The following is a 22,835-nucleotide window of genomic DNA, read 5'->3' as shown; positions in this document are numbered from 1 at the left end:
TGACCCGGGTGGAAACCCGCCAGCCACTCAAGATTGAGCACTTTGTTCGGGTCTCGAAAACCTGCTCAATCCTGTTCAGCGGAGGCTCGACAGGATGCCTAGCCTGGCCGCATGCGGATACAGGTGGATCAGGAGAGCTGCGTCGGAGCAGGCCGCTGCGCATGGGCGGCCCCGGAAGTGTTCGACCAGGACGAGGACGGCTTCGTGGTACTCCTCGACCCCGGCCCGCCCACTGAACTGGCTGACCGGGTCTACGAGGCCGTCACGATGTGCCCCGCCCGTGCCATCGATCTGGACGAGACGGCCGGGCAGGACGGGACGGATGGGGCCGACGGACCCCGGGCTCAGTCGTCCGGCAGCCAGGCGTAGGTGCGGTGGTAGTCCTCGACACCCGTGAGGACGAGCATGTTCCGGTCACCCATCGCCCTGCGGGCCAGCGGCCCGTAACGGTCCAGGTCCGTGGTGCGGTGGGCGACGGGTGTCAGGCACCGGGAGTTCTCGGCGAGCAGCCCCTCGTATTCCCCGAAGGTCAACTCCACGCGTTCGGAAAGCCGTTCACCGATGTGCAGCGCGGCCAGTTCGGCCGCGGCGCCCGGTGCGAGGACTCCGCTGAAGAATTCCGAGGCGCAGCCCGAGCCGTACGAGAACAGCCCGACCCGCATGTCCGCCGTGTCCACGGCACAGTCGATGAGGCTGCACAGGGCCAGATAGACCGAGGCGGAGCAGAGGTTGCCGACCTGGCGAGGGTAGACGAGCGACGGGATCACCCGGCGCTCGAAGTCCTCGGCGATCTCGGGCTGCGCCGCGTCCGTGTTGTCACGCATCAGCTTGCGGTGGGCAGCCCTGACCATGCCGGCGAACGGGGTGTGCATGGCAAGCTGACCGAAGGTCTTGCGCAGGTCGACCGACTCCACCTTGGAGGTGTAATCGCGGTAGGAGTTCGTCAGGCAGTCGAGGTAGGCGAACAGGGAGCGGTCGGAGTCGGCGATGTCGAACTCCGGCCCGGGGCGGGCCGAGTCGAGCGTCTCGTAGCCGTAGGTGCCGAAGGCGCCGAGGTCCAGCCGGAGTATCCGCGGTTCGTCACTGATCAGTACGGCGGCCGCGCCCGCGCCGGTGGCGGGTTCGGCGTACTCCGCGCGGGCGTCCACCAGTGCCACGTCGCTGCCGATGACGAGAGCCTTGCCGCCGGGCGACGCGGCGGAGGCGAGATAGCCGGCGCAGAGCTGGAGCGCGGCGGTGGCCGCGTAGCAGGCCTGTTTGACCTCCACCATGCGGCAGTTGCGGCTGAGCCCCAGTTGCTCGTGCACATAGGAGCTCACCGACTTGCTGTAGTCCACGCCCGATTCGGTGGAGACGATCAGTATCTCGATGCGTGATCTCGCCTCGTCGTCGAGGGCCCTCACCAGCGGCGCGGCGGCGTTGACCGCATTGGTCACCGTGTCCTCGATCGGCAGGTTCACCGCCCGTTCGTCCATCAGCAGGTTCCCGAGCCGCTTGGGGTCGAGCCCCCGCCCCTCGAACAGGACGGGGACCGGGATCCGGGCAGGTCCGCAGTACACATTGAGTGCCTCGATGCCGATCACTGCTGCCTCACCTTCCAGAGATATCCGACGAGCGCGCCGATGTCCGGGATGTCACTGAACTCCGCCATCGGCCGGTCGATGCCCAGCCGGTCCTGGAGGGAGATGATGATCTCCACACGGTCGACCGAGTCGGCCCCCAGGTCCCGCAGATGCGCCGCGTCGGTGATCCGCTCGAGGGCGACGCTCGGCAGGATGTCCGTGATCGCCTCATGGACGAGGCTCCGCATCTCGTCCCTGGTCACTGTGTTCCCTCCGCCGTGACATGCAGGGTGCTGACGGCGATGACCTGGCCGGTGCCGGCGTTCTCGAGCACCATGGTCACGATCTCGTCGTGGGGTGTGCCCGGCCGGACCCAGCCGGTGACCTCGATGGCCAGTTCGGCCTCGGGGTCCGCGTTGCCGAGGTAGCACATCCGCTGGTCCAGGACCGTGCGCCCCATGAAGTCGTGGACGTCCCGGCCGAGCCCGCGCCAGTGGCGCAGCAGGGCCCAGTCGGTGATGGAGAAATAGGAGGCGAAGTACAGCAGCCCGACTCCGTTGATGTCACGGGTGGCGTCGACCGCGTACGTCAGCCGGGTGGGCCCGGTCGGCAGCCGCCCGGGGGGCTCCCCGTCGAGGAAGGTCCGGTTCGTCCGGGCGTTGCGGTAGTCGGCTCGCGGTGAGTGGGGGGCGGGCAGCCGGGGCAGTTCGGCGTAGCGGAAGTCGGGGGGCGAGGAGCGCACCAGGTCCTCGTTGCTGCCGGTGCGCCCCCGACTGATCCAGCGGTTGAAGTTCTCGACGTACAGGCAGTCCTCGTCCTTGCCCGCGTAGAACGCCTCGGGATCGAACGGGCCCTCGTCCACCGGGGTGTCGCTGTCCTGCCTGCGCACGGTGTGCAGGGCGAGCACCGATTCACTTCCGTAGTTGAACAGACCGGAGGTCACCCGCAGCCGGTCGCCGAAGTTCAGGGCGCCCACATGGAAGCGGCGCCCGGCCCGGATCCGGAAGTAGTAGAACGACAGATAGGCGGGCTCACCCTGCCGGTTCCTGGCGGCGAACACATCGACTCCGCACAGGGCGCTCACCGCCTCCCAGGTCCAGTCCCCCAGTTGCCCCACGAACAGACCGGTGCCGCACATGCCCGGGGCCACGGTGACATCCCGGCTGACCGTGCTGCGGTCCAGAATGCGCGGCGACGCCCAGCCCGGAAGTCCCGGCGTGCCCGTCTCATCCTTCATCTGCGCTGCCTTTGCGTCCGGCGACGGTGAGGAACCCGTGCAGTACGGCGTTGAGTGCCGCGGCACAGGTCACCGCCGGGAAGTGGCCCGCGTCACGGATTTCGTGGAAGCGGGAGCCGGGGATCGCCGCATGGAGCCGGCGGCCGGTCGCGATCGGGACGACGGTGTCCCAGTGTCCGTGCACGATCTGGACCGGGGCGGCGATGTCGGCCAGTCGGGGCCCGAGGTCGGGCGTTGCCGCGAACACATCGAGGTAGCGCAGCCCGCTGTAGGGGTCCATGCTCTCGGAGCGCAGCAGGTGGGCGCGGTGCGCCTCGCGTTCGCGGCGCAGCCGGCGTGAACCACTGCCCTCGGCGGCGTACGAGAGGTCCCGGTCGGCGACCACGTCGAGCCGGTTGATCTCGCCCTCGCGGTTGTTGAGGGTGGCCGAGCTGCCGATCAGGGTCAGTGACGCGGTGTCGTCGGGGAGTTCGAGTGCGAAGGTGAGGGCCACCAGCCCGCCGAACGAGGACCCGGCCACGTGCACCGGTCCGGTGACGCCGAGCCGGCGGACGGCGGACAGGTCCGTCCTGGCCATGCCGGGCAGGCTCAGTTCGGAGCCCACGGTCGACGCCCCGACACCGGGGTGGTGGACGCACATCACGGTGTACCGGTCGGCCAGCGCGGCGAACTGTTCCGCGAACACTCCGGCACCGATGTTGAACGGTGTCATCAGCAGGAGTGCGGGGCCCGAGCCGGCGATGAACACCTCGACATCGGCGTCCCCGATCCGCAGCAGCTCACATCGGACGTCCGGCTGCCGCTCGCGGAGCACGGCGCCGTTGTCGTCCCCGGGCGCGTACCCCTCTTCCAGCTCCTGCTGGATGTCCTCGGGAACGGCTTCGCGCGGGTGGAAGCCGCCCTCGCCGTCCACCGCCATCAGCTCCGGCACAGGCGTGGTCGAGGTGGCCAGGGCGACGAGGGCGTCGGCCGCGGCGTCGAGCCGGGCCGCCGGCAGCTCCGGGGGCACCGCGAAACGCACGAGCCGGTCACCGTCGTCGCCGGGTACGGGTCCGGCCCTGACGCCCGTCTCCCGGTAGATCCAGACGAGAGCGGAGACGACCCGGTTGCCATGGTTGCTCAGCTGTGCCATTTTCCCCAGGTCGAGAAGGACTTGGTGGCCGTGACCCGGGTCGAGGACGGGCAGCCCGGCGTCGGACAGCCGGGCGCCGAGCCGGGCCACAGCAGCGGTCCGCCGTGCCACCCGCGCGGCGGACGCCCCGAGGTCCGCGAGCGCCGCGCACACGATCCGGCGGGCGCCGAGGCTCAGCCCTTCGCCGTACAGCAGGACCTGTTCGTCGATCCGTCCGGCCAGGGCGGCGTCGCGGCAGGCCAGCAGGGCACCGTAGGGAACTCCGTGTTCCGCGGGCAGGGACAGCACCACGACATCGGCGGTGCCGAGCAGAGCGGCGAGGCTCGCGGGCACGTCCTCGGCTCCGGCGGAGCACTCCAGCAGCCGGGTGGCGTCGAGCACCGCCACCCTGTCCGGCGGCGCCGCGGCGAGCGCGGCCCGCAGCTGTTCCGGGCCGTCCCCGGGTGCGGGCGTCACGCGTATGTACGGCCGGGGTCCGGGCAGGCAGCGGCCCAGCGCGGCAAGGGCGGCCGAGCGCGAGGCGAACAGGGCGATGTGGGGCTGCGGAATCCAGTCCGGGGGCGTCTCACCGACGGCGCGCGCCGCGAGCTCGGTCATCCGCTGTGCGTCCCCGCCGTCGCCGTCGTACCACCAGACACCGGCCGCGAGATCGAGGCCTGGGAAGCCCGCCGGGAGCAGTGCGGTGTTGTGATGGTGTGCGGCGAGCAGCCGTTCGCGTTCGGCCACCGGGCCGGGCACGGGATCCTCGGCAGGCACGCTCCGCGGACGGCGCTGCGGATCCGGGTCCGTCCGCTGGGCGGGGGCCGTGGACCCGGTGGCGGCGGGAGTGAGCCGGGGCTCGGCGATCATCAGGATCACATCCGACACGGATGTGGGTTCCTCGTCGGCCGGACGGCACAGGTAGATGGGCGTGTTGAGTGGCCGGAACTTGTTCTTGAACTGGAAGTTCCCCTCACCGAAGATCCCGGCGGACCGGAGCTCGCTGAGGCCCTGCTCGACTTCCGGCTCGCTGGTCGCCGAATCGGCGATGCTCACTCCGAAGCTGGCACCGAAGCTGAAGGTGTCGCAGCCCTCCTCGACCAGTTGCCCGATGATCCGTACGATCGCCAGGTCGAGTCCGCCGAGCGGCATCCCGGGCGGATAGAACTCCAGGTCGAGCAGGTATCCGTTGGCGGCGGGCAGATCGGTGACGATCACGACATTGACCAGCTCGTCATCGAGATAGGTCAGGAACGGGCGGTAGCGCGGGGCCAGTTGTCCGGACCGGATCTCCTCCTTGACCACGGAGACATACGGATTGGTCATCTGTTTGTTGCCGGTCCAGGAGTCGATCATCGATGCGATCCGGCCGTCGGTGGCGGGATCGCTGCCGCTGCGGTATTCGACCGTGCGCCACTCCCCCAGCCGTTCGGCGCGCCGGACGAGATAGCGCAGGCGGGACATGGGCCCGCCGTCCAGGCTGAACGAACCGAGGTTTTCCAGCCGTTGGACCGCTCCGAACGGCGTGGCGGTGAGCGGGACAGCGCCCGCTTCGGCGAGCGGGATCAGCGCGAGGAAGTTGGCCTTCAGCCCGTTCTTCCGCGCGTAGGCCACATATTCGGCCGCCAGCTGGGCGAAGTTCTCGTCGCTGCCGACGTAGCTCCAGGCGAAGAGGTTTCCGTCCCGTTCGGAGAAGTTGAAGTAGGCCGACCTGTGGGAGCCGAGGAAGGCCAGGGGGGCGATGTCCCGTCCGGCGAGACCGCTCTCCACCGCATGCCGTGTGTGGAGATCTTCCAGGACGGCGGCCAGGGCGGGCTGGTCCCCGAGTTCGCGTTTGACGAGGACGGCCGGCTCGCCGTCGGCCGCCGGGCGGACCTCGTCCAGCGGCTGCGATGACCTGCCCGCCGGTCCGCCACCGGCGCCGTCGGCCGTGCCGAGGGTGACCAGACCGTACCCGTCGGCCAGGTGAGCGGCGAGTCCAACCACCGACGGCTGATCGAACAGCAGCGTCTTGGGCAGCGAGCCGAGGCGTTTCTCCAGGACGCTGATCATCCGGAGCATGTCGAACGAGGTGAACCCGTTGTCGGCGAAGGCGGCGTCCCGGTCGAACGCCCGGCCGGTGACCTCGGCGGCCAGCGCCGCCAGATCCTCCGCGAGATCCCCGTCCGCAGCGCCGGATCCGGCACCGGTCGGCTCCTCGGCGCGAAGGCCGGGGTGGGGCCCGGGCTCGGCCACCGTCGCCGCCACCGGTCCGTCCGGCGATCCGTCCGGCGGGCCGGTCTTCGGTGCGCTCGGCCCACCGGTCACGGCGTCCCGCGCCGCCACCGTTTCCGCGAACAGCTTCGCCAGCAGCGTGACGGTGTCGTGGTCGTACGCCTCGGCCGCCTGCAACTCGACCCCGAGGTCCTGGCTGAGCGAGCGGACCAGCTCCATCCGCAGGATGGAATCGACACCGAGGTCGTCGAACGGCGCGCCATCGGCGATGTCCCCCGCCGGCACTCCGATCACATCGGCGAGCCGGTCACGGACCAGGGTGGTCAGTTCCGTCGGCTTCATCGGCCACCTCCAGGGCCCGACAGTAACGACGGCGATCCGTACCGCCTGCCCAAATCTGAGCAGAGAGCGCGACCGGCGGGTCGATTACATGGACCGTCGCACCACCCACACCCAGGGATGGAGAACACCATGGCCGACACTCTCGAACCGATGCCCGACGACTGGAGCAGGGCGCTCGCGGTGGTCGCCCACCCGGACGACATGGAGTTCGGCTCCTCGGGCGCCGTCGCTGCCTGGACCGCCTCCGGAAAGAGCGTGGCGTATGTACTCGTCACGCACGGAGAGGCCGGCATCGACAGCATGAGCCCCGCCGAGTCCGCGAAGGTGCGGGCCGACGAGCAACTGGCCAGTGCGCGGATCGTCGGCGCGGCACCGGTGGAGTTCCTCGACCACCCCGACGGGTCCGTCGAGCACGGGCTGCCGCTGCGCCGCGACATCGCCGCCGCGATCCGTCGGCACCGGCCGGAGCTGGTGATCACCTGCAACCACCACGACCGGGCCATCGGCGGCGGCTGGAACATGGCCGATCACCGCAACACCGGGCGAGCGGTTCTGGATGCCGTGGGGGACGCGGGGAACCGCTGGATCTTCCCGGACCTCGAACTCGAACCGTGGGCGGGGGTCCGTTATGTGGCCATCGCCTCGTCGCCCGTTCCGACCCACGCGGCGGATGTCGGTGGCCATCTCGACAGCGCGGTGGCCTCGGTGGAGGCGCACGCCGCGTATCTGGCGGCGCTGGGACCGCGGTTCGCCGACGTACGGGGGCCGCTCACCGGATATCTCACCGCGACCGGGGCCCGTGCCGGACTCGAGTCCGCGGTGCCTTTCGAGCTTCTTGTGCGCTGAGCGGTTCAACCGCCCGACCAACGCCGTGGGCCCGCACACCGAGGTGTACGGGCCCACGGGGTTCGGCTGACGCCCGCTCAGCGCAGCGGTGTGGTGCGCTGATGCGGAATCAGCAGGGTGTCCTTGATGCTCGCCGGACGGAACAGCCGGTCCCACTTGCCGCCGCCCTTGCTCGGGTGCAGGCGCTCGGCACCGTACACCTCCTCGGCGGCGCGGCTGGAGCGGTCGAACTCCGCCAGTGCGCGGTAGTCCTCCAGAGTGCGCAGGTGGATCAGCCAGTGGATGCGGTCCTGCTGACCGAAGGTCTCCTCGTACAGCAGCGAGGTGACCCGTCCGGCCAGCTCCCGGTTCACATGGCCCTGCCAGTTGAACGCGAACTGGCGTCCCTCTTCACGGAATTCGTAGAGCACCTCCGCGCTGCGCATGACGATCGCACCCGCGTTGGCCGAGTTCAGCTGGAGCTCCGCCGGCTGGCTCAGCTGCGCCCCGGCGGGCGGAACGAACGTGCCGGTGTCCTCATGGGAGTGGTCGTCGTGGATCAGTCCGTGCTGGCCGAGCATGATCCGCTCCTGGAGCGAACCGTAGGTGAACATCCGCTCCCAGTTGCCGCCTCCCTTGGCCTCCGGCAGACGGTCCTCGTTGGTCGCGATGTCGAGGTACTTGTCGTCGTGCTCGACCATGTCGAGGAGCTTGCTGTAGTCGTTGGGTGCCTTCATCTGGATCAGCCAGTGAAGACGGTCGCGGGTGCCGAACACCTCCTCGTAGCAGAAGGTGGTGCAGACGCCGAGCTGCGCCTTGTTGATGTGGTCCAGCAGGTCGACGCTCCACTGCCGGCCCTCGGTCGAGAACTCGTATGCGAGCTGGCCGGTCCGGTGGATGATCATCCCTGCATTGGCCGAGTGCAGGAGTTCCTCGATGGGGAGCGAGGTCTGGTCCAGAGCGGTCGGCGTCGGGCCGGTCACGCTCGGGGTGGGTTCGGTGACGGTCATGGGTAACTGCCCTCTCGTCGGCTGAACCTGTTCTAGGCGATGGGCGGCCTTGAGAACCGCCCAGTATTGAGCGTCAGGACGCGCCCTTCTTGGCCGCGTCGAGAATTTTCACCACGGTGTGGAAGTAGCGCGTCGTCGCGTCGCGGCCCAACGCGCGTTCCTGAAAGCCCTTGGCCGCGGGTGCCTTGCCGTTGATCAGATACCAGACGACAAAGGCGTCGTACGCAGTGCTGCCTATGATCTCCATGTCCTTCTTCGGGGAGATCAGCGGCAGAGCCAGGTCCGGATCGATCCGCTCGGTCGTGAACACCACGCAACAGCGCATGTCGTGGGTGACCGTGACGTCCTTGAACGGGTCGAGCGCGATCAGCGCCTCCAGTTCCGCGACCGTACGCAGACAGACCGCGACCTCGTAGCCGAGCGTCCCTCTGAGACGGTCACCGATCCGGGCACTGAGCACGGCACGGTCGGTCTCGTCGGCCTCGAAGAAGACGTTCCCGCTCTGGATGTAGCTGCGCACGGAGTCGAATCCCATGTCCGTGAACAGGCTGCGCAAATACTCCATCTTCACCGAACGGCCCGGCACATTCATCCCGCGCAAGAACGCGATGTACAGCAAAACCCAACCACCTGTCCGCAAGAAAGGGGGAACCTCGGCGTGCGCCCGACAGCGTAGCGGTGACGGACGGTTCCCGCCCGGGAGAGACGCACACGACGGTGTACCGCCCCGCGCACGGTGCGCCCCGGGGCGCCGCTCAACTTTGGGCAGCGGGGAGCCCGGGGCCTCCGGCAGGCTGCGCGGCGCAACGGACTCACGCCGGAAAGGACCAGACGTGCGCTTGAAACGGACGATCACCGCCCTGGCGGTCGCGGCCACCACCTCCCTCGTCACCACATTCGCCGTGGCCCAACCCTCCACCGGGGCAGGGCATCACCAGGATGATGTCCTCACGGTGGCTCAGCGCCCGGCGCTCCCCGCGTCCCTCCCGAGGTTCTCCGTGACCCTGCCCGACATTCCGCCGGGCGGGTCCTTCGGGCAGGAGAACCTGCTCGACTGGGGCGGCTGCACCGGCGGGAACAAGTCGCCCGCGATCCGGTGGTCCGGGGCGCCGGCCGGGACCAAAAGCTATCTGATCTCGCTGTTCGACCTGGACTCCAAAACCTCCAGTGGATTCTGGCACTGGTCCGTCTGGAACATCCCGGCCGGCACGACCTCGCTGCCTGAAGGCGCCGGCACGCCGGGCAATCCGGGTCTGCCCGCTCCCTCGGTGCTCGGCAGGACCGACTTCGGGATGACCGGCTACGGCGGGGCGTGCCCGCCGCCCGGGGACACTGCGCACCGCTATGTGTTCACCGTGGCCGCGCTGGACACCGCCGACATCCAGGTTCCGCCGGACCTGCCGATGGCCGCTGTCAATGTCGTCATGCAGGAGCACGCGCTGGCGGCGGGATACCGCACCGTACTGACCGGGCGCTGACCGGTCCCCGTACAGCGAACCCGACGAAGGGCCGGGACGACACGTCCCGGCCCCCGCCGTGCGCACGATCCCCGCGTGCGAGTGGATTTCCGGCCCGTCGAGGCGGCGGGTCAGTCCTCGGCGGCGTCGGGAAAGACGGCCGCTTCACCCTCGCAGGAAGCCGGCACGTCGCCCCGCGGGGGCCAACGGACTCGCGTTCAGTGCAGGTCGGCCTTCGGCGCGGGAGTGTCGTCGAGGAAGCCGCCCGACTGGTGCTGCCACAGCTTCGCGTAGGCGCCGTCCGACGCGAGCAGCTCCTGGTGCGTGCCCTGCTCCACGATCCGTCCGCGGTCCAGGACCACGAGCCGGTCCATGGAGGCGACCGTGCTCAGCCGGTGCGCCACCACGAGCGCCGTCCGCCCGTCCATGAGCCGCCACAGCGCCTCCTGGACGAGAATCTCGCTCTCGGAGTCCAGGGCGCTGGTCGCCTCGTCGAGCAGCAGGATCGGCGCGTCGCGCAGGATCGCCCTGGCGAGGGCGACCCGCTGGCGCTGTCCGCCGGACAGCTTGAGACCGCGCTCGCCCACCATGGTGTCGAAGCCGTCCGGCAGCGCGTCGGCGAACTCCGTGACGTGCGCCGCCTCGGCCGCGCGGCGGATCTCGGCGTCGGTGGCGTCCGGCCGGGCGAAGGCAATGTTGTCCCGCAGCGTGCGGTGGAACATCGCCGGGTCCTGCGGCACGTAGGAGATCATGCTGCGCACATCGGCCTGACGCAGCGTGCTGATGTCCTGACCGCCGATCAGGATGCGGCCGCCGTCGATGTCCGTCATCCGCAGCAGCAGCCGGCTGAGCGTGGTCTTGCCACCGCCGGACCGGCCGACGAGGCCGATCCTCGCACCGCTGTTCACGGCCAGGTCGAGGCGCTCGAAGAGCGGTTCCGCACCCGCGTGGGCGAAGGTCACCTGCTCGAAGCGGACATCGGCGGCCCGGGACAGCAACGGCTCCGGCGACGCCGGGTCGAGCACGGTCGGTGGCGTCAGGAGCAGTTCGGTGAACTGCGCGGCCTCCGTCATCGAGCTCTCCAGACGGCGGTAGATCTGGTTGAACTCGAACATGATCCGCGTGGCGTTGGTGTAGTACGTGAAGGCGACAACGACCGCCTCCACGCCGTGGCTGCCTCCGCCGAGCGTGACCGCGAGCAGCAGACCCAGCGCGTTGGTCAGCACGGACATCGGCGCAACCAGCGTGTCGATGCGCAGGTTGCCGTAGTCCCACGACCGCAACGTGAGCCGCCGCGATGCCGCGACGCGGGACCGGTGCTCTGCGGCCTCGCGTCCCTCGGCGGCGAACGCCCGGACCGTGTCCATGTTCATCAGGCTGTCGGCGACGTGGCCCGACACCCGGGCAATCGCCTCCTCGCGCTGGTCGACGAGCGCCTGGCGGCGACGGATGAGGGGCGCCACGCACAGCGCCGTCAATGCGATCATCGCCAAGAGTCCGACGACGAGCAGCGGTTCGTAGCGCCACAACACCACCGACCCGAACACCAGCGGCACGAAGCTGCCCACGACCGAGAACGTCAGTGTGTCGATGAACTCCTCGAAGCGGGAGGCGAAGCTCAGGACCCGCTTGGTCAGCGCCCCGGCGAAGTTGTCATGGAAGAACGTGGCGTCCTTGGCGAACAGCTCGTCCATGCCGATCACGTACAGGTGCTCGATGCTGAGGGCGGCAACGCGGTTCAGGCAGTGGAAGCCGACGCGCCACAGCGTCTCCGCGAGCAGCAGAACGCCGGCGAAGCCGAGAACATAGGGCAGCGTGGAGCCGATGGTGATACCGGAGTCGTCGGCGATCCGGCCGACGAGCTTGGCGACGATCAGCGGCGCGATGTAGCCGATGCCGATGTTGCCCAGCGCCGGCAGCAGCATCCCGGGCACTGTCAGCCACCGGTGCCGGGCCAACTCCCGTCCGTAGTAACGAAGTGCGAGGAACACCGAGCCCTTGCCCGGCGCCTCGCGCGATTCAGGCGATCCCATACCAACCCTGTGTGGTCGTGCGGCAGCCCGCCTCATGCCTTCTGCGGGATGAGGCCGTTGCCTCAGTGGCCGCGCGGAGCTTTCGTTCGAGTGAGTGCGTCGCTCAGGTCGTCGTGCGACAGGCGGGGCACGGCGGCAGGGCCCCCGCGCAGCTCGTGGCGACGCAGACGTGTGAGTACGGGGAGGCCAGGCCCGGAACCTCAGTGTCCCGCGACAGCGCCCGCGGAGTCCAAGCGTTTTTCTCGGCCGGCAGCAACCCCGCATGCGGGTAGGACCTGTCGCAGCCCACACCACTTCGATGCCGTTTGCTGATGAGGAGACTGCTGGACGACGCCCCCTCCGTGCTGCCTGCTGGCGGTGGGCCGTGGCCGCCTGCCCGGTCCGGCGACTCCGCTGATCGACTCATCGACCTTCATCTACAGTGCACAGGCAGCAACTGGTGGACCCTGGCGGGCACGGTGGAAACGAGGTCGGCATTCCGATGCGGGTAGCGGTCGAGCGTCTCGATACGTCAGAAGACGCGCGCTTGGCCACCTACAGCACTGTCTCCACGTCTCTCGCCCTTCGAAGTGATCGCCGGCTGAGCGAGCTTGTGGACGCCGCCGTGCCGCTTGGCTCCGGTATCGGCGGGAGGTCTGCGCTGCTGGAGGTTGACGGGAAGCCGGTCTTCGTGAAGCGGGTGCCGCTCACGGATATGGAGCGGCTGCCGGAGCATGCACGATCCACGGCCAACCTGTTCGGGATTCCCACCTTCTGCCAGTACGGAGTCGGCGGGGGGCCTGGTTTCGGGGCATGGCGGGAGCTCGCCGTTCACACCATGACGACGAACTGGGTGCTCGGAGGGCAGTACCAAGGGTTCCCGATGATGTACCACTGGCGCGTGCTGCCGGACACGGCCGCGCTTCCCGACGAACTCGCGGACGTGGAGCGGGTCGTGGCCTATTGGGGAGGCAGGCCGGAGGTACGCCGTCGTATCGAGGCTCTTCAGCAGTCCTCTGCGAGCCTCGCGCTGTTCATGGAGTACATCCCTCAGACGCTCCACGAGTGGCTCACCGAGCAGGTGCAGGCTGATGAAGAGTCTGCCGACCGGGCTTGTTCCCTGGTGGAAAGGGAACTGGAGGCCGGCACGTCCTTCATGAACGCTCGCGGGCTTCTGCACTTCGACGCCCATTTTCAAAACATCCTGGTCGACGGCCGGCGTCTTTACTTCGCCGACTACGGCCTCGCCATCTCCTCCCAATTCGATCTGTCACCGTCCGAGACCAGCTTCTTCGAGCTGCACAGGACCTACGATCGCTGCTACACGCGGAGCTGGCTGGTGAACTGGCTGATCACGAATCTGTACGGCTACGAGCGGAAAGAACGCGAGGCACTCATTCGCGCATGCGCGGAAGGGGAGGACCCGCCGGACGGACCGCGAGAGGCCAGGGCGATCCTCTCCCGCCATGCACCGCTCGCCGCAGTGATGACGGACTTCTACGTCACGATCCAGGACGAGAACAGGGAGACCCCGTACCCGTTGAAGGCGCTCCGCCGCGCCCTTCATGCGGACCGGTCACGTCACAGCTGAGCAGGTCTCAGGAGTTGGAGCACGATTCCGAGTCCGGGACGTTTGCCGTGTACTCGTCGTACCGCGAGGTCCTTGAAGCACTGGGCATCCTCATGAGCGATCCGTACCTGTCGCCGGAGCGAATGGGCACCCTCCTGACCTCGGTAGATCCGGATTTCTCTGACGATCGTTCCGGCGCTGCGGTCAGAGCGGCAGACAGACGTGCGGCCGATCACTCCGCATGTGCGGCGATGGCCCGTGCACACTCCATCGACTCGGCGTGCGTGGTGTCCACTTCCAGGTCATAGACCACGCCCCGGTGGACGACGTCCGCCTGGGACGCGGCCATCCCCGTGACCCGATCGCCTCGTGCGATCTCACGACCTGCGGCGACCGTGCTCTCACACCTGACGCCGACCCACAACACTCGCAGACCGTCGAGGTTCTTCTGCCACCGCTGCTGGGACGCCGCTCCGCCGAGGAAGACCTCATCGACGATGAGCCGGGCACCCGCACGGGCCATCGCGGCAACGCCTTCGATCCACGCCGCTTCCAGTGTCCGGAACTCCGGCCCGACGATCACCTCGCCGTCCGAAGCGAACTCGATGCCCGCATCCGATGTCTGCATGGCCCCGGGCATCGCGTCGATCAACGTGTCGACCCCGAGGACCAGCCATGGATCCGGCAGGACCGCCTGCAGACACCGGGAGATCCCGGACTTCCCCGAGCTGGAGCCACCGTTGAGAACGATCACCTGAGTCATCACCGCACCACAGTAGACGCACCGCCACGACTCTCGAAAGTCAACGTATCCACCCTGCTCGGCCCCGGCCGAGCCGGCCCGTCCGGTAGAACGGCCCACGCATTGAACGCGTTCAATATTCCTGTCAGGATGGCCGCTGCTGCGGCCGCCCGCTGGGCGAGCCGCGCGTATTCGTCGTGCCGCGAGGGGGACCGAGCTGTGAATGAGGGCGGACCCTGGAGGAATCCGGGGGTTATCGGGCTGCGGCTTCTCGATCTGGCCATGCGCTACGCGCTGACCTTCGCGCTCACGTGGGCAGCCGTGGCCGCCGCTCTACCCGCTGATGCCCACGTCCCTGATACCGGCCTCGACTTCTTCCCGTTCATCGGGATCCCCTCCATCCTGATGAGCTTCGTGTACGGGCTGGCGAACACTCGCACGGGCATGGCCTTCAGACTCCCGCTGGCCGGGCTTCTCCTCCTCCCCACCTGGTTTCTGCTCTTCGGGAACTTCGTGGAAATGCTGGTCATCCCCGTGATGGGTCAGCTCGTCTTCGCGCTGTGCGTGATGCGGGCCCCGCTACTGGCCCCGTCCCGGCTCCGCCGACGGACTCTGGCAGTCCTGGCCGCCGTGGGCGCGCTGACCGGCTGCGCCGGCCCCTACACGTACACCGGGACACCCACGATCCACGACGCCACGCCCGCCGAGGCCGTAGGAAGGTGGCAATGCATCCAGGGCACCGAACTGACCCTGCGGCACGATGGATCCGCTGTCATCACCATGCTGGACGGCCAGGATTTCGACTTCGACGACGGCTGGCGCCTCTCCGGCACCGGAACCTGGACCCTGACCGACGAACCCGACCAGGGACAACACGTACGTCTGACGCTCACGACCCGCACCGCGTCCGCGGTACGTCCGGACTCGGAGTCAGCGGGAACACCCCCGGAGGGTCGCGTACAAGCACCCTGGACCTACACGTGGACGTTCAGCCTCCGCCGCGACACGCATCGGGAGCTTCAGCTGTACTTCTTCTTCAGCGACCCCGATGCGGGAAACACATACGTGATGGAGAGGAAGTCGACGGGGACCGACAGCACCCCGTCCGTACCACCGCGGCCGCGTGCGGTCCCCGCCCGAGAGGGTGATCGGGAGCAGGGGTGACGGTCGTGACGGAGACGGGACAGGAACGGTCCTACGGCCGTGTGCTGCTGGTCTCGATGCCGGCGCTAAGCGGCGGTCGCCCTCGTTCCCGTCATCGTCCGCGTCATCCTGGCCGACGGTATGGACCCGCTCGCTATCGTCACATCGTGGCCGCTGGCCACGGCCGTACTCATCGGACCAGCCCTGCTCAGTCGGCCGCGGCAACGGGGCCTCTTCGTCTCGGTGGCGCTGTGGGGCACGCTCGCAGTGGTCACCAACGGCGCCTTCGCCCTCTGCACGGGGCTCCTTGCGGAGTACCACCCACCGGCAATCACTCGGGCGGCGCTCGTCGGAACCTGGTCCGACGGAAAGGGGCGGAACGCCGGCCTTCACGGCGGACGGCAAGGTCACGACCTCAGGAGTTGCGCGGGGCTACCAGGCCGGACTCGTAGGCAAGGACGACGAGTTGAGCCCGGTCGCGGGCCTGGAGCTTAGCCATGGACCGGTTGATGTGGGTTTTTGCGGTCATCGGGCTGATCACCATACGGTCGGCGATCTGGTCGTTGGACAGGCCCTGCGCGACCAGGGTGACGGCCTCGCGTTCGCGGTTGGTCAGTTCTTCCAGCCCCGTGTCGATGCCGGCGTTGAGCGGCTGGGTGACGAACCTGTTGATGAGCTTGCGGGTGATCGAGGGTGCGAGCAGGGCGTCGCCGCGCGCGGCGACGCGTACGGCGTGCAGGAAGTCTTCCGGCACGATGTCCTTGACCAGGAATCCGGCAGCGCCGGCGCGCAGCGCGTCGAAGACGTACTCGTCCAAGCCGTAGTTGGTAAGGATGACCACATGCACTCCGGCCAGCGCCGGGTCCGCGGCGATGCGCCGGGTCGTCTCAATGCCGTCGACGACCGGCATCTGGATGTCGACGAGAGCGACGTCGGGCAGGTGTTCCAGGGCCAGGGCCAGGCCCTCCTTCCCGTCGGCGGCCTCGGCCACCACCTCGATGTCGTCTTCGAGGTCGAGGAGCGCGCGGAATCCACTGCGAATGAGCGGCTGGTCGTCGACCAGCAGGACACGGATCATGAGGTCCGGTCCACGGGGAGTTCCGCCTGGACGGTAAAGCCGCCCTCGCCCCGCGGTTCGGCGCGCAGCCGACCGCCGAGGGCGGTGACTCGTTCGCGCATCCCGAGCAGCCCGACGCCGGGCACCGGGGCAGTGTCCGGCGTCGCCTTGCCGTCGTCGTCGACGCGTATCGCGAGGGCGTCCGGACGGCAATCGATCTTGACCGACGCCGTGGTGGCGTCCGCGTGACGGGCGATGTTGGTGAGCGACTCCTGAACGATCCGGTACACGGTCCGGTCCACCGCGGCCGGCACGTCGTGTTGCTGTCCCTCGATCGTCAACGTCGTGTCCAGGCCGAACGTACGCGCCCGTTGCACCAGTTCCGGGACGTGGTCGAGCCCACGCGGCGGGGTCGTGTCGTCGTCGCGCAGCGCCTGAAGGGTCGCACGCAACTCCCGGCTCGCCTCACGTCCAGCCTCCTGGATCGCCAGCAGGGCTTCCGGCACCTCCTCGCCCCGCCTGCGGGCCACGTGCACGGCGACTTCAGCCTGCACTTTGATGACCGAGATCTGATGGGTGAGCGAATCGTGCAACTCCCGCGCGATACGGAGCCGCTCCTCGTCGGCGCGGCGCCGCGCGGTCTCCTCCCGGGTGCGCTCGGCCTCCTCCGCCCGCCACTCCGCCTGCCGCAGGGCCTCACCCGCGGCGCCGGCCGCGATCAGCCAGGCCAGCTCCAAGGCGCCTCGGGCCTGCGCGAACGCCTCGCCCGTGTCGTGCAGGCCCGAGGCCAGGGCCGCGAGCGGGAGCACGGCCAGCATGGCCACGCTCGCCGCCACCGTGATGATGCGGTGTCCCGCCCGTACAGCCGCGTACACCGCGAACAGGTACGCGACGGCAGGCACATCGAAACCGGCCGCCTGGTAACCGACCGCGCACAACCCAGTGGCGGCCAGCACGGCAACCGGAGCCCGGCGGCGCGCGACCAACGCCAGCCCGCCGACCGTCAGCAGCGCATACCCGAGCAAGTCGAAGGTCGTGGCTGGACGTTGCCCGGACAGCCCGGTGACCAGCAGCGCCGCCGACACGCCGACAGCGACAGCCCAGTCTCCGACACGGGCCCGGACACCGGACTCACCTGCACTCATGCGCGCACCCTAGCTGGCTACCGCCGCGGGCGAGTCCCCCTTGTTGACGAGCCGCCCACTACCGCACACGCAGTACCCTCGCGCCTCCTGCAGCGTCTGCGGCAGCCGGATGAGGCATCGGTGGCAGCGCGAAGTGTCTGCGTCCGCCGGACGACCGAAGGTGGGTCCGGCAGACATGCTCAGGCCACACCCAGTCACAGGAGCAGAAGGAGCACTCCATGCCGGTCACATTTGCGCTTGCGGCACCGGCGGCCGCGCACGCCTCCGTCCAGCCGATCGCCGCCAGTGTCTACACCATGACCCCTGGGCGCCTGGGCGCCAGCATGGCCGCGCTCATCGGGCTGACCGGCCTTGTCATCGGGGGGCTGGCGCTGGCCCGCTCCTCCGGTCGTATCGGCACCGGCAACGCACGGAACAGGGCCCTTGTTGCCCTGGTGGCGAGTCCGATCAGTGTGGCCCTCGGTGGGCTGGTGGTAGCCACGGCGGACGGTGGGCTCGGCACCGGCAACGGGCTGGGCGGGGGCATTGTTGCTGTACTGGTGGGACTGATCGGCACAGTCCTCGGTGGGCTGGCTCTGGCCCGCTCCCGCCGTACCGCCGTAGCGGGTGGCCGACCGACCGGCTGATCCCTTGCTTCTCCAGGTCGACGTGCGCGCCGCAGTGGTTGACGTAGCCGTCGACGAACAGTGAGCGTTGATCCCGACGGGTCGCAACGAAGCGGCACAGCGCGCCGGACCGGCCGGCTGCCAGGCCGGCCCGGATGACGGCGAGTTCCCCCTCCGCGCCCTGTGGCATGATCCGTTCGCAGGACCAAAATGCCGAGCAACAGGGCGAATTCGTCCCAGTGATGATGGAGGAGATGTGAGCGGACAGCTCCGCTGGCACGAGTCGATACCCGGCAACGATGAGGGCGGCGCACGCGCCGAGGCCGCGGCACGCCCGCCGGCCCCGCGCATGTTCGGCTCCGTACCGGGCGGACAGGGGTAGGCGCGCGATGGGGGGAATCATCAAGGGAGGCAACTCCTTCGTACCATCCGTGCCGCTGCGGGTCGCCGTCCGGCACGGGCTGGACGTCTCGGCCTTGCTCCTGACGGAGCGCGGACGTGTCCGGGGGGACGGGGATGTCGTGTTCCACGGTGCGCCGGTCCATCCTTCGGGCTCCGTACGGCTGGTCGGGGGTGAGGACGGCACGGAGTGGCTGGAGGTCGCTCTCACCGCGATCGAGGAGGACATCGTCCGCCTCCTCGTGGTCGCGTCGACGGAGAACGGCTGCGTGCGGGACGCGGACGGGCCGTCGGTGGAGGCGTTCGCGCCGGACGGTACGTCCGTCGCCCGGTACGACGTGACCGACGGTGGCGGCGAGACGGCCATGGTGATGGCGGAGTTCTACCGGCGGGCGGGGGGATGGAAGTTCCGCGCGGTGGGCCAGGGGTACCTGGACGGCCTTGCCGGTCTGGCGGCGGACCATGGCGTGGACGTGGCCGGAGACGAGCCGGTTCCGGAAATGATTCACACACCTATGCCCGCGCCTATGCCTGCGCCCGCGCCTGTGGCTGTGCCGATGTCGGCGCCGGCCCCAGGGCCGGTGCCCGCACCCGCGGCGACGGTTCGTCAGCCCTTGGCGTCGGGCGCGGGCGACCCATGGATGGACCGGTCGTTCGGCCCTGCCTTCGAGCCGTACACCGAGACCGGCCGGGACAACGATGTGATCACCGTGGACGGGCTCCCGCCGGGACCGGTCGTCGTCGAGCTCAACGTCGAAGGTGACGGGTACACGGGCCTGTGGACCCTCAACCGGCGCAACAAGCAGAAGGACAACATCGTCAACAGCACCGAGGAGAACTTCCGGGGGCGGCTGCTCGTGGAAGTGCCCGAGCGGGAGCCCCTGCGCCTGCGGTTGCAGGCGGAAGGGCCCTGGCGGGTACGAGTGCTGCCGCTGGCCGCGGCTCAGCGGCTGACGGAGGAACAGTTGGAGTACCGAGGGCCCGACGTCCTGCTGCACACGCAGGGAGTGGCCGACCTCGCCATCCACTACCGAGGCGACGACAACCTCATCGTCCATCTCTACGAACTGGCGGGACACGAGGACTCCACGAGCCTGCCCAGGCGGGAGAACGTCGTCAACGAGATCGGCAAGCGGCGGGAGACCGTGCCGCTTCCCGAGGGGCCGGTCATCATTCAGCTGGAGATGGCGGATGGTCCATGGAGGGCGCGGCTGAAACGGCTGCAACCCCACAGCCGGCCAGTCGCCGCCGCACCCGTCCCACGAGCAGCGCCGCTCCAGGTCGCGGACGGCGGTTCGACCGATGGCGTGGCAAAGGTGTCCGAGAACCGCAAGGTGCAGAAGTGGGCCTGGCGGGGAAGGCGGTGAGCCCGTGGAGCGTCCCGGCATCGCGTTGCGGCGTGTGGCCCTCGTGACGGGACCGTCGGGAACCTTGACGGGGTACGCATCCCGGCGAGCTGGGCGTGCTTGTGGAGCTTGCCTCCGATCAGGGCGGAGAAGAACCGGTTGAGGTCGCGGGGTGGGGCTGACCCGTCAGAGCCAACACTGCGGTCATAGGGACTGCTACGGCCGCTGTCCCTGCCTCATCGGCCCCGGGCCGGCTGTTCCGGGCCGTGCGCCGCAGGGGCCGCGGCCGCATCGATCACCTCGTCCAGCGCCGTCCGGGAGCGCTGCAGGTCATCGATCATCCGGTCGATGCGGTCGCGCTCCGCCGTGAGGTCGTCGATCAGTGGCGCGTCGGCGGTGGCGGAGGGACCGCCGTCGGTGTCCCGCACACACGGAAGCAGCTGCGCGATCTTGGAGCCGCACAGCCCAGCCGCGTACAGCTCCTGGATAGGGGCGACGCGGTCGACCGCGCCCTCGGTGTCCTCGCGGTGCCTGCCGGGAGAGGCCTGGACACGGCGCGCCGGGCCCACCTCTTCAGCTTTGGGTGGGCAAACTGGGTCCAGGTCGGGTCATGGCCGGAGCCGCAGCCGGATTGCGGCCGCGGTGACTGCACCGTGGAAGACGCAGACACGCGCCCTAGCCGGTGGCCGCGGCGTGGAAGTTCTCGAGTCGGAAGATGGTGCGCTCAACTGCGTTGCGGTGCTTGCAGGTGTCCTTGTCGGAACCGGTGGGCCGACCACCTTTGGTGCCGCGGCGATTCTGCTCGCCGCCCACCAGGGCGCCTGTGCAGCGCCGACCTGGCCCTCGGCGCGCTTTGCCCGACGGGCGCCTCGCCGTCGCCGAGCAGGGCGATCCGGCACTGTCGGCGCCGCCGCCCGCAGCGTCCTGGACCTCCTCGGTGGAACACCGTGCGAGGTCCGCACCGACTTCAGGGAATGTCGTTTTGCATAATCATGCGGATTAATACATACTCTTCCCATGTCTAAGGTTCTCACCTCCCTGCCCACCGGCGAGCGCGTCGGCATCGCCTTCTCGGGCGGCCTCGACACCTCCGTCGCGGTCGCGTGGATGCGCGACAAGGGTGCCGTCCCGTGCACCTACACCGCCGATATCGGCCAGTACGACGAGCCCGACATCGCCTCGGTGCCCGGCCGCGCGAAGACCTACGGCGCCGAGATCGCGCGCCTGGTCGACTGTCGAGCGGCGCTGGTCGAGGAGGGCCTGGCCGCGCTCGCCTGCGGCGCGTTCCACATCCGCTCGGGTGGCCGCGCCTACTTCAACACCACGCCGCTCGGCCGCGCCGTCACCGGCACCCTGCTGGTCCGGGCGATGCTCGAGGACGACGTACAGATCTGGGGCGACGGCTCGACGTTCAAGGGCAACGACATCGAGCGGTTCTACCGTTACGGCCTGCTCGCCAACCCCCACCTGCGCATCTACAAGCCGTGGCTCGACGCCGACTTCGTCTCCGAGCTGGGCGGCCGCAAGGAGATGTCGGAGTGGCTGGTCGCCCACGGGCTGCCGTACCGCGACAGCACCGAGAAGGCGTACTCGACCGACGCCAACATCTGGGGCGCCACCCACGAGGCCAAGACGCTGGAGCACCTCGACACCGGCGTGGAAACCGTGGAACCGATCATGGGCGTGCGGTTCTGGGACCCCTCGGTCGAGATCGCCGCCGAGGACGTGACGATCGGCTTCGACCAGGGCCGCCCGGTGACGATCAACGGCAAGCGGTTCACCTCCCCGGTCGACCTGGTGATGGAGGCGAACGCGATCGGCGGCCGCCACGGCCTCGGGATGTCGGACCAGATCGAGAACCGGATCATCGAGGCGAAGAGCCGCGGCATCTACGAGGCACCCGGCATGGCGCTGCTGCACGCCGCGTACGAGCGCCTCGTCAACGCGATCCACAACGAGGACACCCTCGCCCACTACCACAACGAGGGACGGCGCCTCGGGCGGCTGATGTACGAGGGCCGCTGGCTTGACCCGCAGGCGCTGATGGTCCGCGAGTCGCTGCAGCGCTGGGTCGGCTCGGCGGTCACCGGCGAGGTGACCCTGCGACTGCGGCGCGGTGAGGACTACTCGATCCTGGACACCACTGGCCCGGCGTTCAGCTACCACCCGGACAAGCTTTCGATGGAGCGTACCGAGGACTCGGCGTTCGGCCCGGTGGACCGGATCGGCCAGCTCACCATGCGCAACCTCGACATCGCCGACTCGCGCGCCAGGCTCGAGCAGTACGCCGGTCTCGGCATCGTCGGCACGGCCCACCCCGAGCTGATCGGCGCCGCCCAGGCGGCGGCGACCGGCCTGATCGGCACCATGCCGGAGGGCGGCGCCGAGGCCATCGCCTCCCGCGGCGAGGTCTCCGAGGACGACGAGCTGCTGGACCGCGCCGCGATGGAGTTCGGCACCGACTGACCGGTGCGTCGACCCGCTCCGGACGGGGAGCGGAGCAGCCGAGCCCGGTCGCAGCCGGGAGGCCGGGCCCTCGGGCGATTCGACACACTGCGTGCGAACCGCCCGAGGGCCCGAGCCGCTGTGCCGTATGGGCCGGTAGCCCCGCCCCCTCCCGCTCCCGGGCGGCCCGCAGCTCCGTGAGCAGCTCCGGTTCGTACGCGGCACCGTCCCGGTCGCGGCTCCTACGGCGATCAGGGGCTCTCGGCCCGCCGGATCGGGTTTCGCGATCGAGTCCCACACCATCGAGCCACCGGTGAGTGCGAACACGATGGGCGCACCGGGTGACCGCGAGACAGGCGAACGGGCTCACGCCCGAAGCGGTGACGAAGTCGCGAGGCAGGCGCAGAAGGTCGGGCTTGGTGACCTTGCCGAAGGGATTGTCCAGCTCCGGAGTGGTGCGCCCAAGCGTCACGACTCATCGCACGCGCGGATCCGTATGCCGCACCCGCCTCCCGCAGCTCCTGTGCCGACCGTCCGGCAGCCTGTCGGCGCCCCTCCCCCACCCGCTGGTATCCCCCACGGGAAGCTTCCACACCAGGGTCTGCGCTGCAGT

At 69.3% G+C, this 22,835-nt stretch carries 20 protein-coding genes and 1 pseudogene; 9 read left to right on the top strand and 12 right to left on the bottom strand.

Annotation, left to right across the window (positions count from 1 at the left end):
• Nucleotides 1–111: 111 nt before the first annotated feature.
• On the top strand, nucleotides 112–369 hold the full coding sequence (locus ACFU8W_RS02105; RefSeq protein ID WP_384031392.1) for a ferredoxin: 258 nt from the start codon (nucleotides 112–114) through the stop codon (nucleotides 367–369).
• On the opposite strand, the gene ACFU8W_RS02100 is transcribed toward ACFU8W_RS02105, so the two are convergent.
• The 4 genes from ACFU8W_RS02100 to ACFU8W_RS02085 are packed head-to-tail and all read right to left on the bottom strand — an operon-like array spanning nucleotide 345 to nucleotide 6,466.
• Nucleotides 345–1,583: a hydroxymethylglutaryl-CoA synthase family protein gene (locus ACFU8W_RS02100; RefSeq protein WP_384031390.1), complete on the bottom strand. Its 1,239-nt coding sequence runs from the start codon at nucleotides 1,581–1,583 to the stop codon at nucleotides 345–347. The genes ACFU8W_RS02105 and ACFU8W_RS02100 overlap by 25 nt on opposite strands.
• Nucleotides 1,580–1,825: an acyl carrier protein gene (locus ACFU8W_RS02095; RefSeq protein WP_384031388.1), complete on the bottom strand. Its 246-nt coding sequence runs from the start codon at nucleotides 1,823–1,825 to the stop codon at nucleotides 1,580–1,582. The genes ACFU8W_RS02100 and ACFU8W_RS02095 overlap by 4 nt, the downstream gene beginning before the upstream one ends.
• Nucleotides 1,822–2,799, bottom strand: a complete 978-nt coding sequence (locus ACFU8W_RS02090) for an LnmK family bifunctional acyltransferase/decarboxylase (protein WP_384031386.1) — start codon at nucleotides 2,797–2,799, stop codon at nucleotides 1,822–1,824. Before ACFU8W_RS02090 ends, ACFU8W_RS02095 begins: the two co-directional genes overlap by 4 nt.
• A complete protein-coding gene (locus tag ACFU8W_RS02085) occupies nucleotides 2,789–6,466 on the bottom strand; it encodes an alpha/beta fold hydrolase (protein ID WP_384031384.1) in 3,678 nt (1,225 codons plus the stop codon). Before ACFU8W_RS02085 ends, ACFU8W_RS02090 begins: the two co-directional genes overlap by 11 nt.
• Nucleotides 6,467–6,595: 129 nt before the next feature.
• Between ACFU8W_RS02085 and ACFU8W_RS02080 the strand changes: the two genes are divergently transcribed.
• Entirely contained in the window at nucleotides 6,596–7,312 is a 717-nt protein-coding gene (locus ACFU8W_RS02080) for a PIG-L deacetylase family protein (protein WP_345519323.1), read from the top strand.
• Between the two features lie 77 nt (nucleotides 7,313–7,389).
• Here ACFU8W_RS02080 and ACFU8W_RS02075 read toward each other — a convergent pair whose 3' ends face one another.
• Together ACFU8W_RS02075 and ACFU8W_RS02070 are read right to left on the bottom strand one after the other, a co-directional pair.
• The gene (locus tag ACFU8W_RS02075; protein WP_384031382.1) at nucleotides 7,390–8,301 is read right to left on the bottom strand and encodes a DUF6039 family protein; all 912 of its coding nucleotides are present in this window, start codon (nucleotides 8,299–8,301) and stop codon (nucleotides 7,390–7,392) included.
• 73 nt (nucleotides 8,302–8,374) lie between these two features.
• Nucleotides 8,375–8,920: a DUF1697 domain-containing protein gene (locus tag ACFU8W_RS02070; protein ID WP_384031380.1), complete on the bottom strand. Its 546-nt coding sequence runs from the start codon at nucleotides 8,918–8,920 to the stop codon at nucleotides 8,375–8,377.
• Between the two features lie 214 nt (nucleotides 8,921–9,134).
• Here ACFU8W_RS02070 and ACFU8W_RS02065 point away from each other — a divergent pair, with 214 nt between their 5' ends.
• Nucleotides 9,135–9,779, top strand: a complete 645-nt coding sequence (locus tag ACFU8W_RS02065) for a YbhB/YbcL family Raf kinase inhibitor-like protein (protein ID WP_384031378.1) — start codon at nucleotides 9,135–9,137, stop codon at nucleotides 9,777–9,779.
• Nucleotides 9,780–9,976: 197 nt separating this feature from the next.
• Here ACFU8W_RS02065 and ACFU8W_RS02060 read toward each other — a convergent pair whose 3' ends face one another.
• Nucleotides 9,977–11,791, bottom strand: a complete 1,815-nt coding sequence (locus ACFU8W_RS02060; RefSeq protein ID WP_384031376.1) for an ABC transporter ATP-binding protein — start codon at nucleotides 11,789–11,791, stop codon at nucleotides 9,977–9,979.
• A gap of 481 nt (nucleotides 11,792–12,272) precedes the next feature.
• Here ACFU8W_RS02060 and ACFU8W_RS02055 point away from each other — a divergent pair, with 481 nt between their 5' ends.
• Nucleotides 12,273–13,361 (top strand): protein kinase family protein, encoded by a 1,089-nt coding sequence (locus ACFU8W_RS02055; RefSeq protein WP_384032040.1) that lies wholly within the window; start codon nucleotides 12,273–12,275, stop codon nucleotides 13,359–13,361.
• 211 nt (nucleotides 13,362–13,572) lie between these two features.
• Here the strand turns inward: ACFU8W_RS02055 and cpt are convergent, their stop codons facing one another.
• Nucleotides 13,573–14,103 carry a chloramphenicol phosphotransferase CPT gene (gene cpt / locus ACFU8W_RS02050; RefSeq protein WP_384031374.1) on the bottom strand — a complete coding sequence of 177 codons (531 nt, stop codon included), beginning with the start codon at nucleotides 14,101–14,103 and terminating at the stop codon, nucleotides 13,573–13,575.
• Between the two features lie 261 nt (nucleotides 14,104–14,364).
• Between cpt and ACFU8W_RS02045 the strand changes: the two genes are divergently transcribed.
• Complete coding sequence (locus tag ACFU8W_RS02045; RefSeq protein WP_384031372.1) at nucleotides 14,365–15,246, top strand: hypothetical protein; 882 nt, start codon at nucleotides 14,365–14,367, stop codon at nucleotides 15,244–15,246.
• Nucleotides 15,247–15,640: 394 nt separating this feature from the next.
• Here ACFU8W_RS02045 and ACFU8W_RS02040 read toward each other — a convergent pair whose 3' ends face one another.
• Entirely contained in the window at nucleotides 15,641–16,303 is a 663-nt protein-coding gene (locus ACFU8W_RS02040) for a response regulator (RefSeq protein WP_384031370.1), read from the bottom strand.
• Nucleotides 16,300–17,427: a sensor histidine kinase gene (locus ACFU8W_RS02035; RefSeq protein WP_384031368.1), complete on the bottom strand. Its 1,128-nt coding sequence runs from the start codon at nucleotides 17,425–17,427 to the stop codon at nucleotides 16,300–16,302. The genes ACFU8W_RS02040 and ACFU8W_RS02035 overlap by 4 nt, the downstream gene beginning before the upstream one ends.
• Before the next feature lie 218 nt (nucleotides 17,428–17,645).
• Here ACFU8W_RS02035 and ACFU8W_RS02030 point away from each other — a divergent pair, with 218 nt between their 5' ends.
• The 3 genes from ACFU8W_RS02030 to ACFU8W_RS02020 all read left to right on the top strand — a co-directional run bounded on the left by ACFU8W_RS02030 (nucleotide 17,646) and on the right by ACFU8W_RS02020 (nucleotide 19,798).
• Nucleotides 17,646–18,053 (top strand): DUF6223 family protein, encoded by a 408-nt coding sequence (locus tag ACFU8W_RS02030; RefSeq protein WP_384031366.1) that lies wholly within the window; start codon nucleotides 17,646–17,648, stop codon nucleotides 18,051–18,053.
• A gap of 235 nt (nucleotides 18,054–18,288) precedes the next feature.
• The gene (locus tag ACFU8W_RS02025; protein ID WP_384031364.1) at nucleotides 18,289–18,414 is read left to right on the top strand and encodes a hypothetical protein; all 126 of its coding nucleotides are present in this window, start codon (nucleotides 18,289–18,291) and stop codon (nucleotides 18,412–18,414) included.
• A 7-nt stretch (nucleotides 18,415–18,421) separates the two neighbouring features.
• The gene (locus ACFU8W_RS02020; protein ID WP_384031362.1) at nucleotides 18,422–19,798 is read left to right on the top strand and encodes a TerD family protein; all 1,377 of its coding nucleotides are present in this window, start codon (nucleotides 18,422–18,424) and stop codon (nucleotides 19,796–19,798) included.
• Nucleotides 19,799–20,013: 215 nt separating this feature from the next.
• Here ACFU8W_RS02020 and ACFU8W_RS02015 read toward each other — a convergent pair whose 3' ends face one another.
• Nucleotides 20,014–20,346, bottom strand: a complete 333-nt coding sequence (locus tag ACFU8W_RS02015; RefSeq protein ID WP_384031360.1) for a MerR family transcriptional regulator — start codon at nucleotides 20,344–20,346, stop codon at nucleotides 20,014–20,016.
• A 39-nt stretch (nucleotides 20,347–20,385) separates the two neighbouring features.
• Nucleotides 20,386–20,578, bottom strand: a pseudogene (locus tag ACFU8W_RS02010) (IS5/IS1182 family transposase); the annotation flags it as partial.
• 216 nt (nucleotides 20,579–20,794) lie between these two features.
• On the opposite strand from ACFU8W_RS02010, the gene argG reads away from it, so the two are divergent.
• Nucleotides 20,795–22,243, top strand: coding sequence for an argininosuccinate synthase (gene argG / locus ACFU8W_RS02005; RefSeq protein WP_345519302.1), 1,449 nt, complete (start codon nucleotides 20,795–20,797; stop codon nucleotides 22,241–22,243).
• The last annotated feature ends 592 nt before the right edge of the window (nucleotides 22,244–22,835 follow it).

Source organism: Streptomyces sp. NPDC057565 (genome assembly GCF_042801455.1).
In the GTDB taxonomy this organism is placed as follows: domain Bacteria; phylum Actinomycetota; class Actinomycetes; order Streptomycetales; family Streptomycetaceae; genus Streptomyces; species Streptomyces yanii.
Note: the sequence above shows the minus strand (reverse complement) of the source record. Positions and strands in the feature narration are given on the sequence as shown.

Bases quoted from the DNA above. Each gene is read 5' to 3' on its own strand.
- ACFU8W_RS02105 (WP_384031392.1), top strand. From the start codon at position 112: ATGCGGATACAGGTGGATCAGGAGAGCTGCGTCGGAGCAGGCCGCTGC.
- ACFU8W_RS02090 (WP_384031386.1), bottom strand. From the start codon at position 2,799: ATGAAGGATGAGACGGGCACGCCGGGACTTCCGGGCTGGGCGTCGCCG.
- ACFU8W_RS02085 (WP_384031384.1), bottom strand. From the start codon at position 6,466: ATGAAGCCGACGGAACTGACCACCCTGGTCCGTGACCGGCTCGCCGAT.
- ACFU8W_RS02080 (WP_345519323.1), top strand. From the start codon at position 6,596: ATGGCCGACACTCTCGAACCGATGCCCGACGACTGGAGCAGGGCGCTC.
- ACFU8W_RS02075 (WP_384031382.1), bottom strand. From the start codon at position 8,301: ATGACCGTCACCGAACCCACCCCGAGCGTGACCGGCCCGACGCCGACC.
- ACFU8W_RS02060 (WP_384031376.1), bottom strand. From the start codon at position 11,791: ATGGGATCGCCTGAATCGCGCGAGGCGCCGGGCAAGGGCTCGGTGTTC.
- ACFU8W_RS02055 (WP_384032040.1), top strand. From the start codon at position 12,273: ATGCGGGTAGCGGTCGAGCGTCTCGATACGTCAGAAGACGCGCGCTTG.
- cpt (WP_384031374.1), bottom strand. From the start codon at position 14,103: ATGACTCAGGTGATCGTTCTCAACGGTGGCTCCAGCTCGGGGAAGTCC.
- ACFU8W_RS02045 (WP_384031372.1), top strand. From the start codon at position 14,365: ATGCGCTACGCGCTGACCTTCGCGCTCACGTGGGCAGCCGTGGCCGCC.
- ACFU8W_RS02040 (WP_384031370.1), bottom strand. From the start codon at position 16,303: ATGATCCGTGTCCTGCTGGTCGACGACCAGCCGCTCATTCGCAGTGGA.
- ACFU8W_RS02035 (WP_384031368.1), bottom strand. From the start codon at position 17,427: ATGAGTGCAGGTGAGTCCGGTGTCCGGGCCCGTGTCGGAGACTGGGCT.
- ACFU8W_RS02030 (WP_384031366.1), top strand. From the start codon at position 17,646: ATGCCGGTCACATTTGCGCTTGCGGCACCGGCGGCCGCGCACGCCTCC.
- ACFU8W_RS02020 (WP_384031362.1), top strand. From the start codon at position 18,422: ATGGGGGGAATCATCAAGGGAGGCAACTCCTTCGTACCATCCGTGCCG.
- argG (WP_345519302.1), top strand. From the start codon at position 20,795: ATGTCTAAGGTTCTCACCTCCCTGCCCACCGGCGAGCGCGTCGGCATC.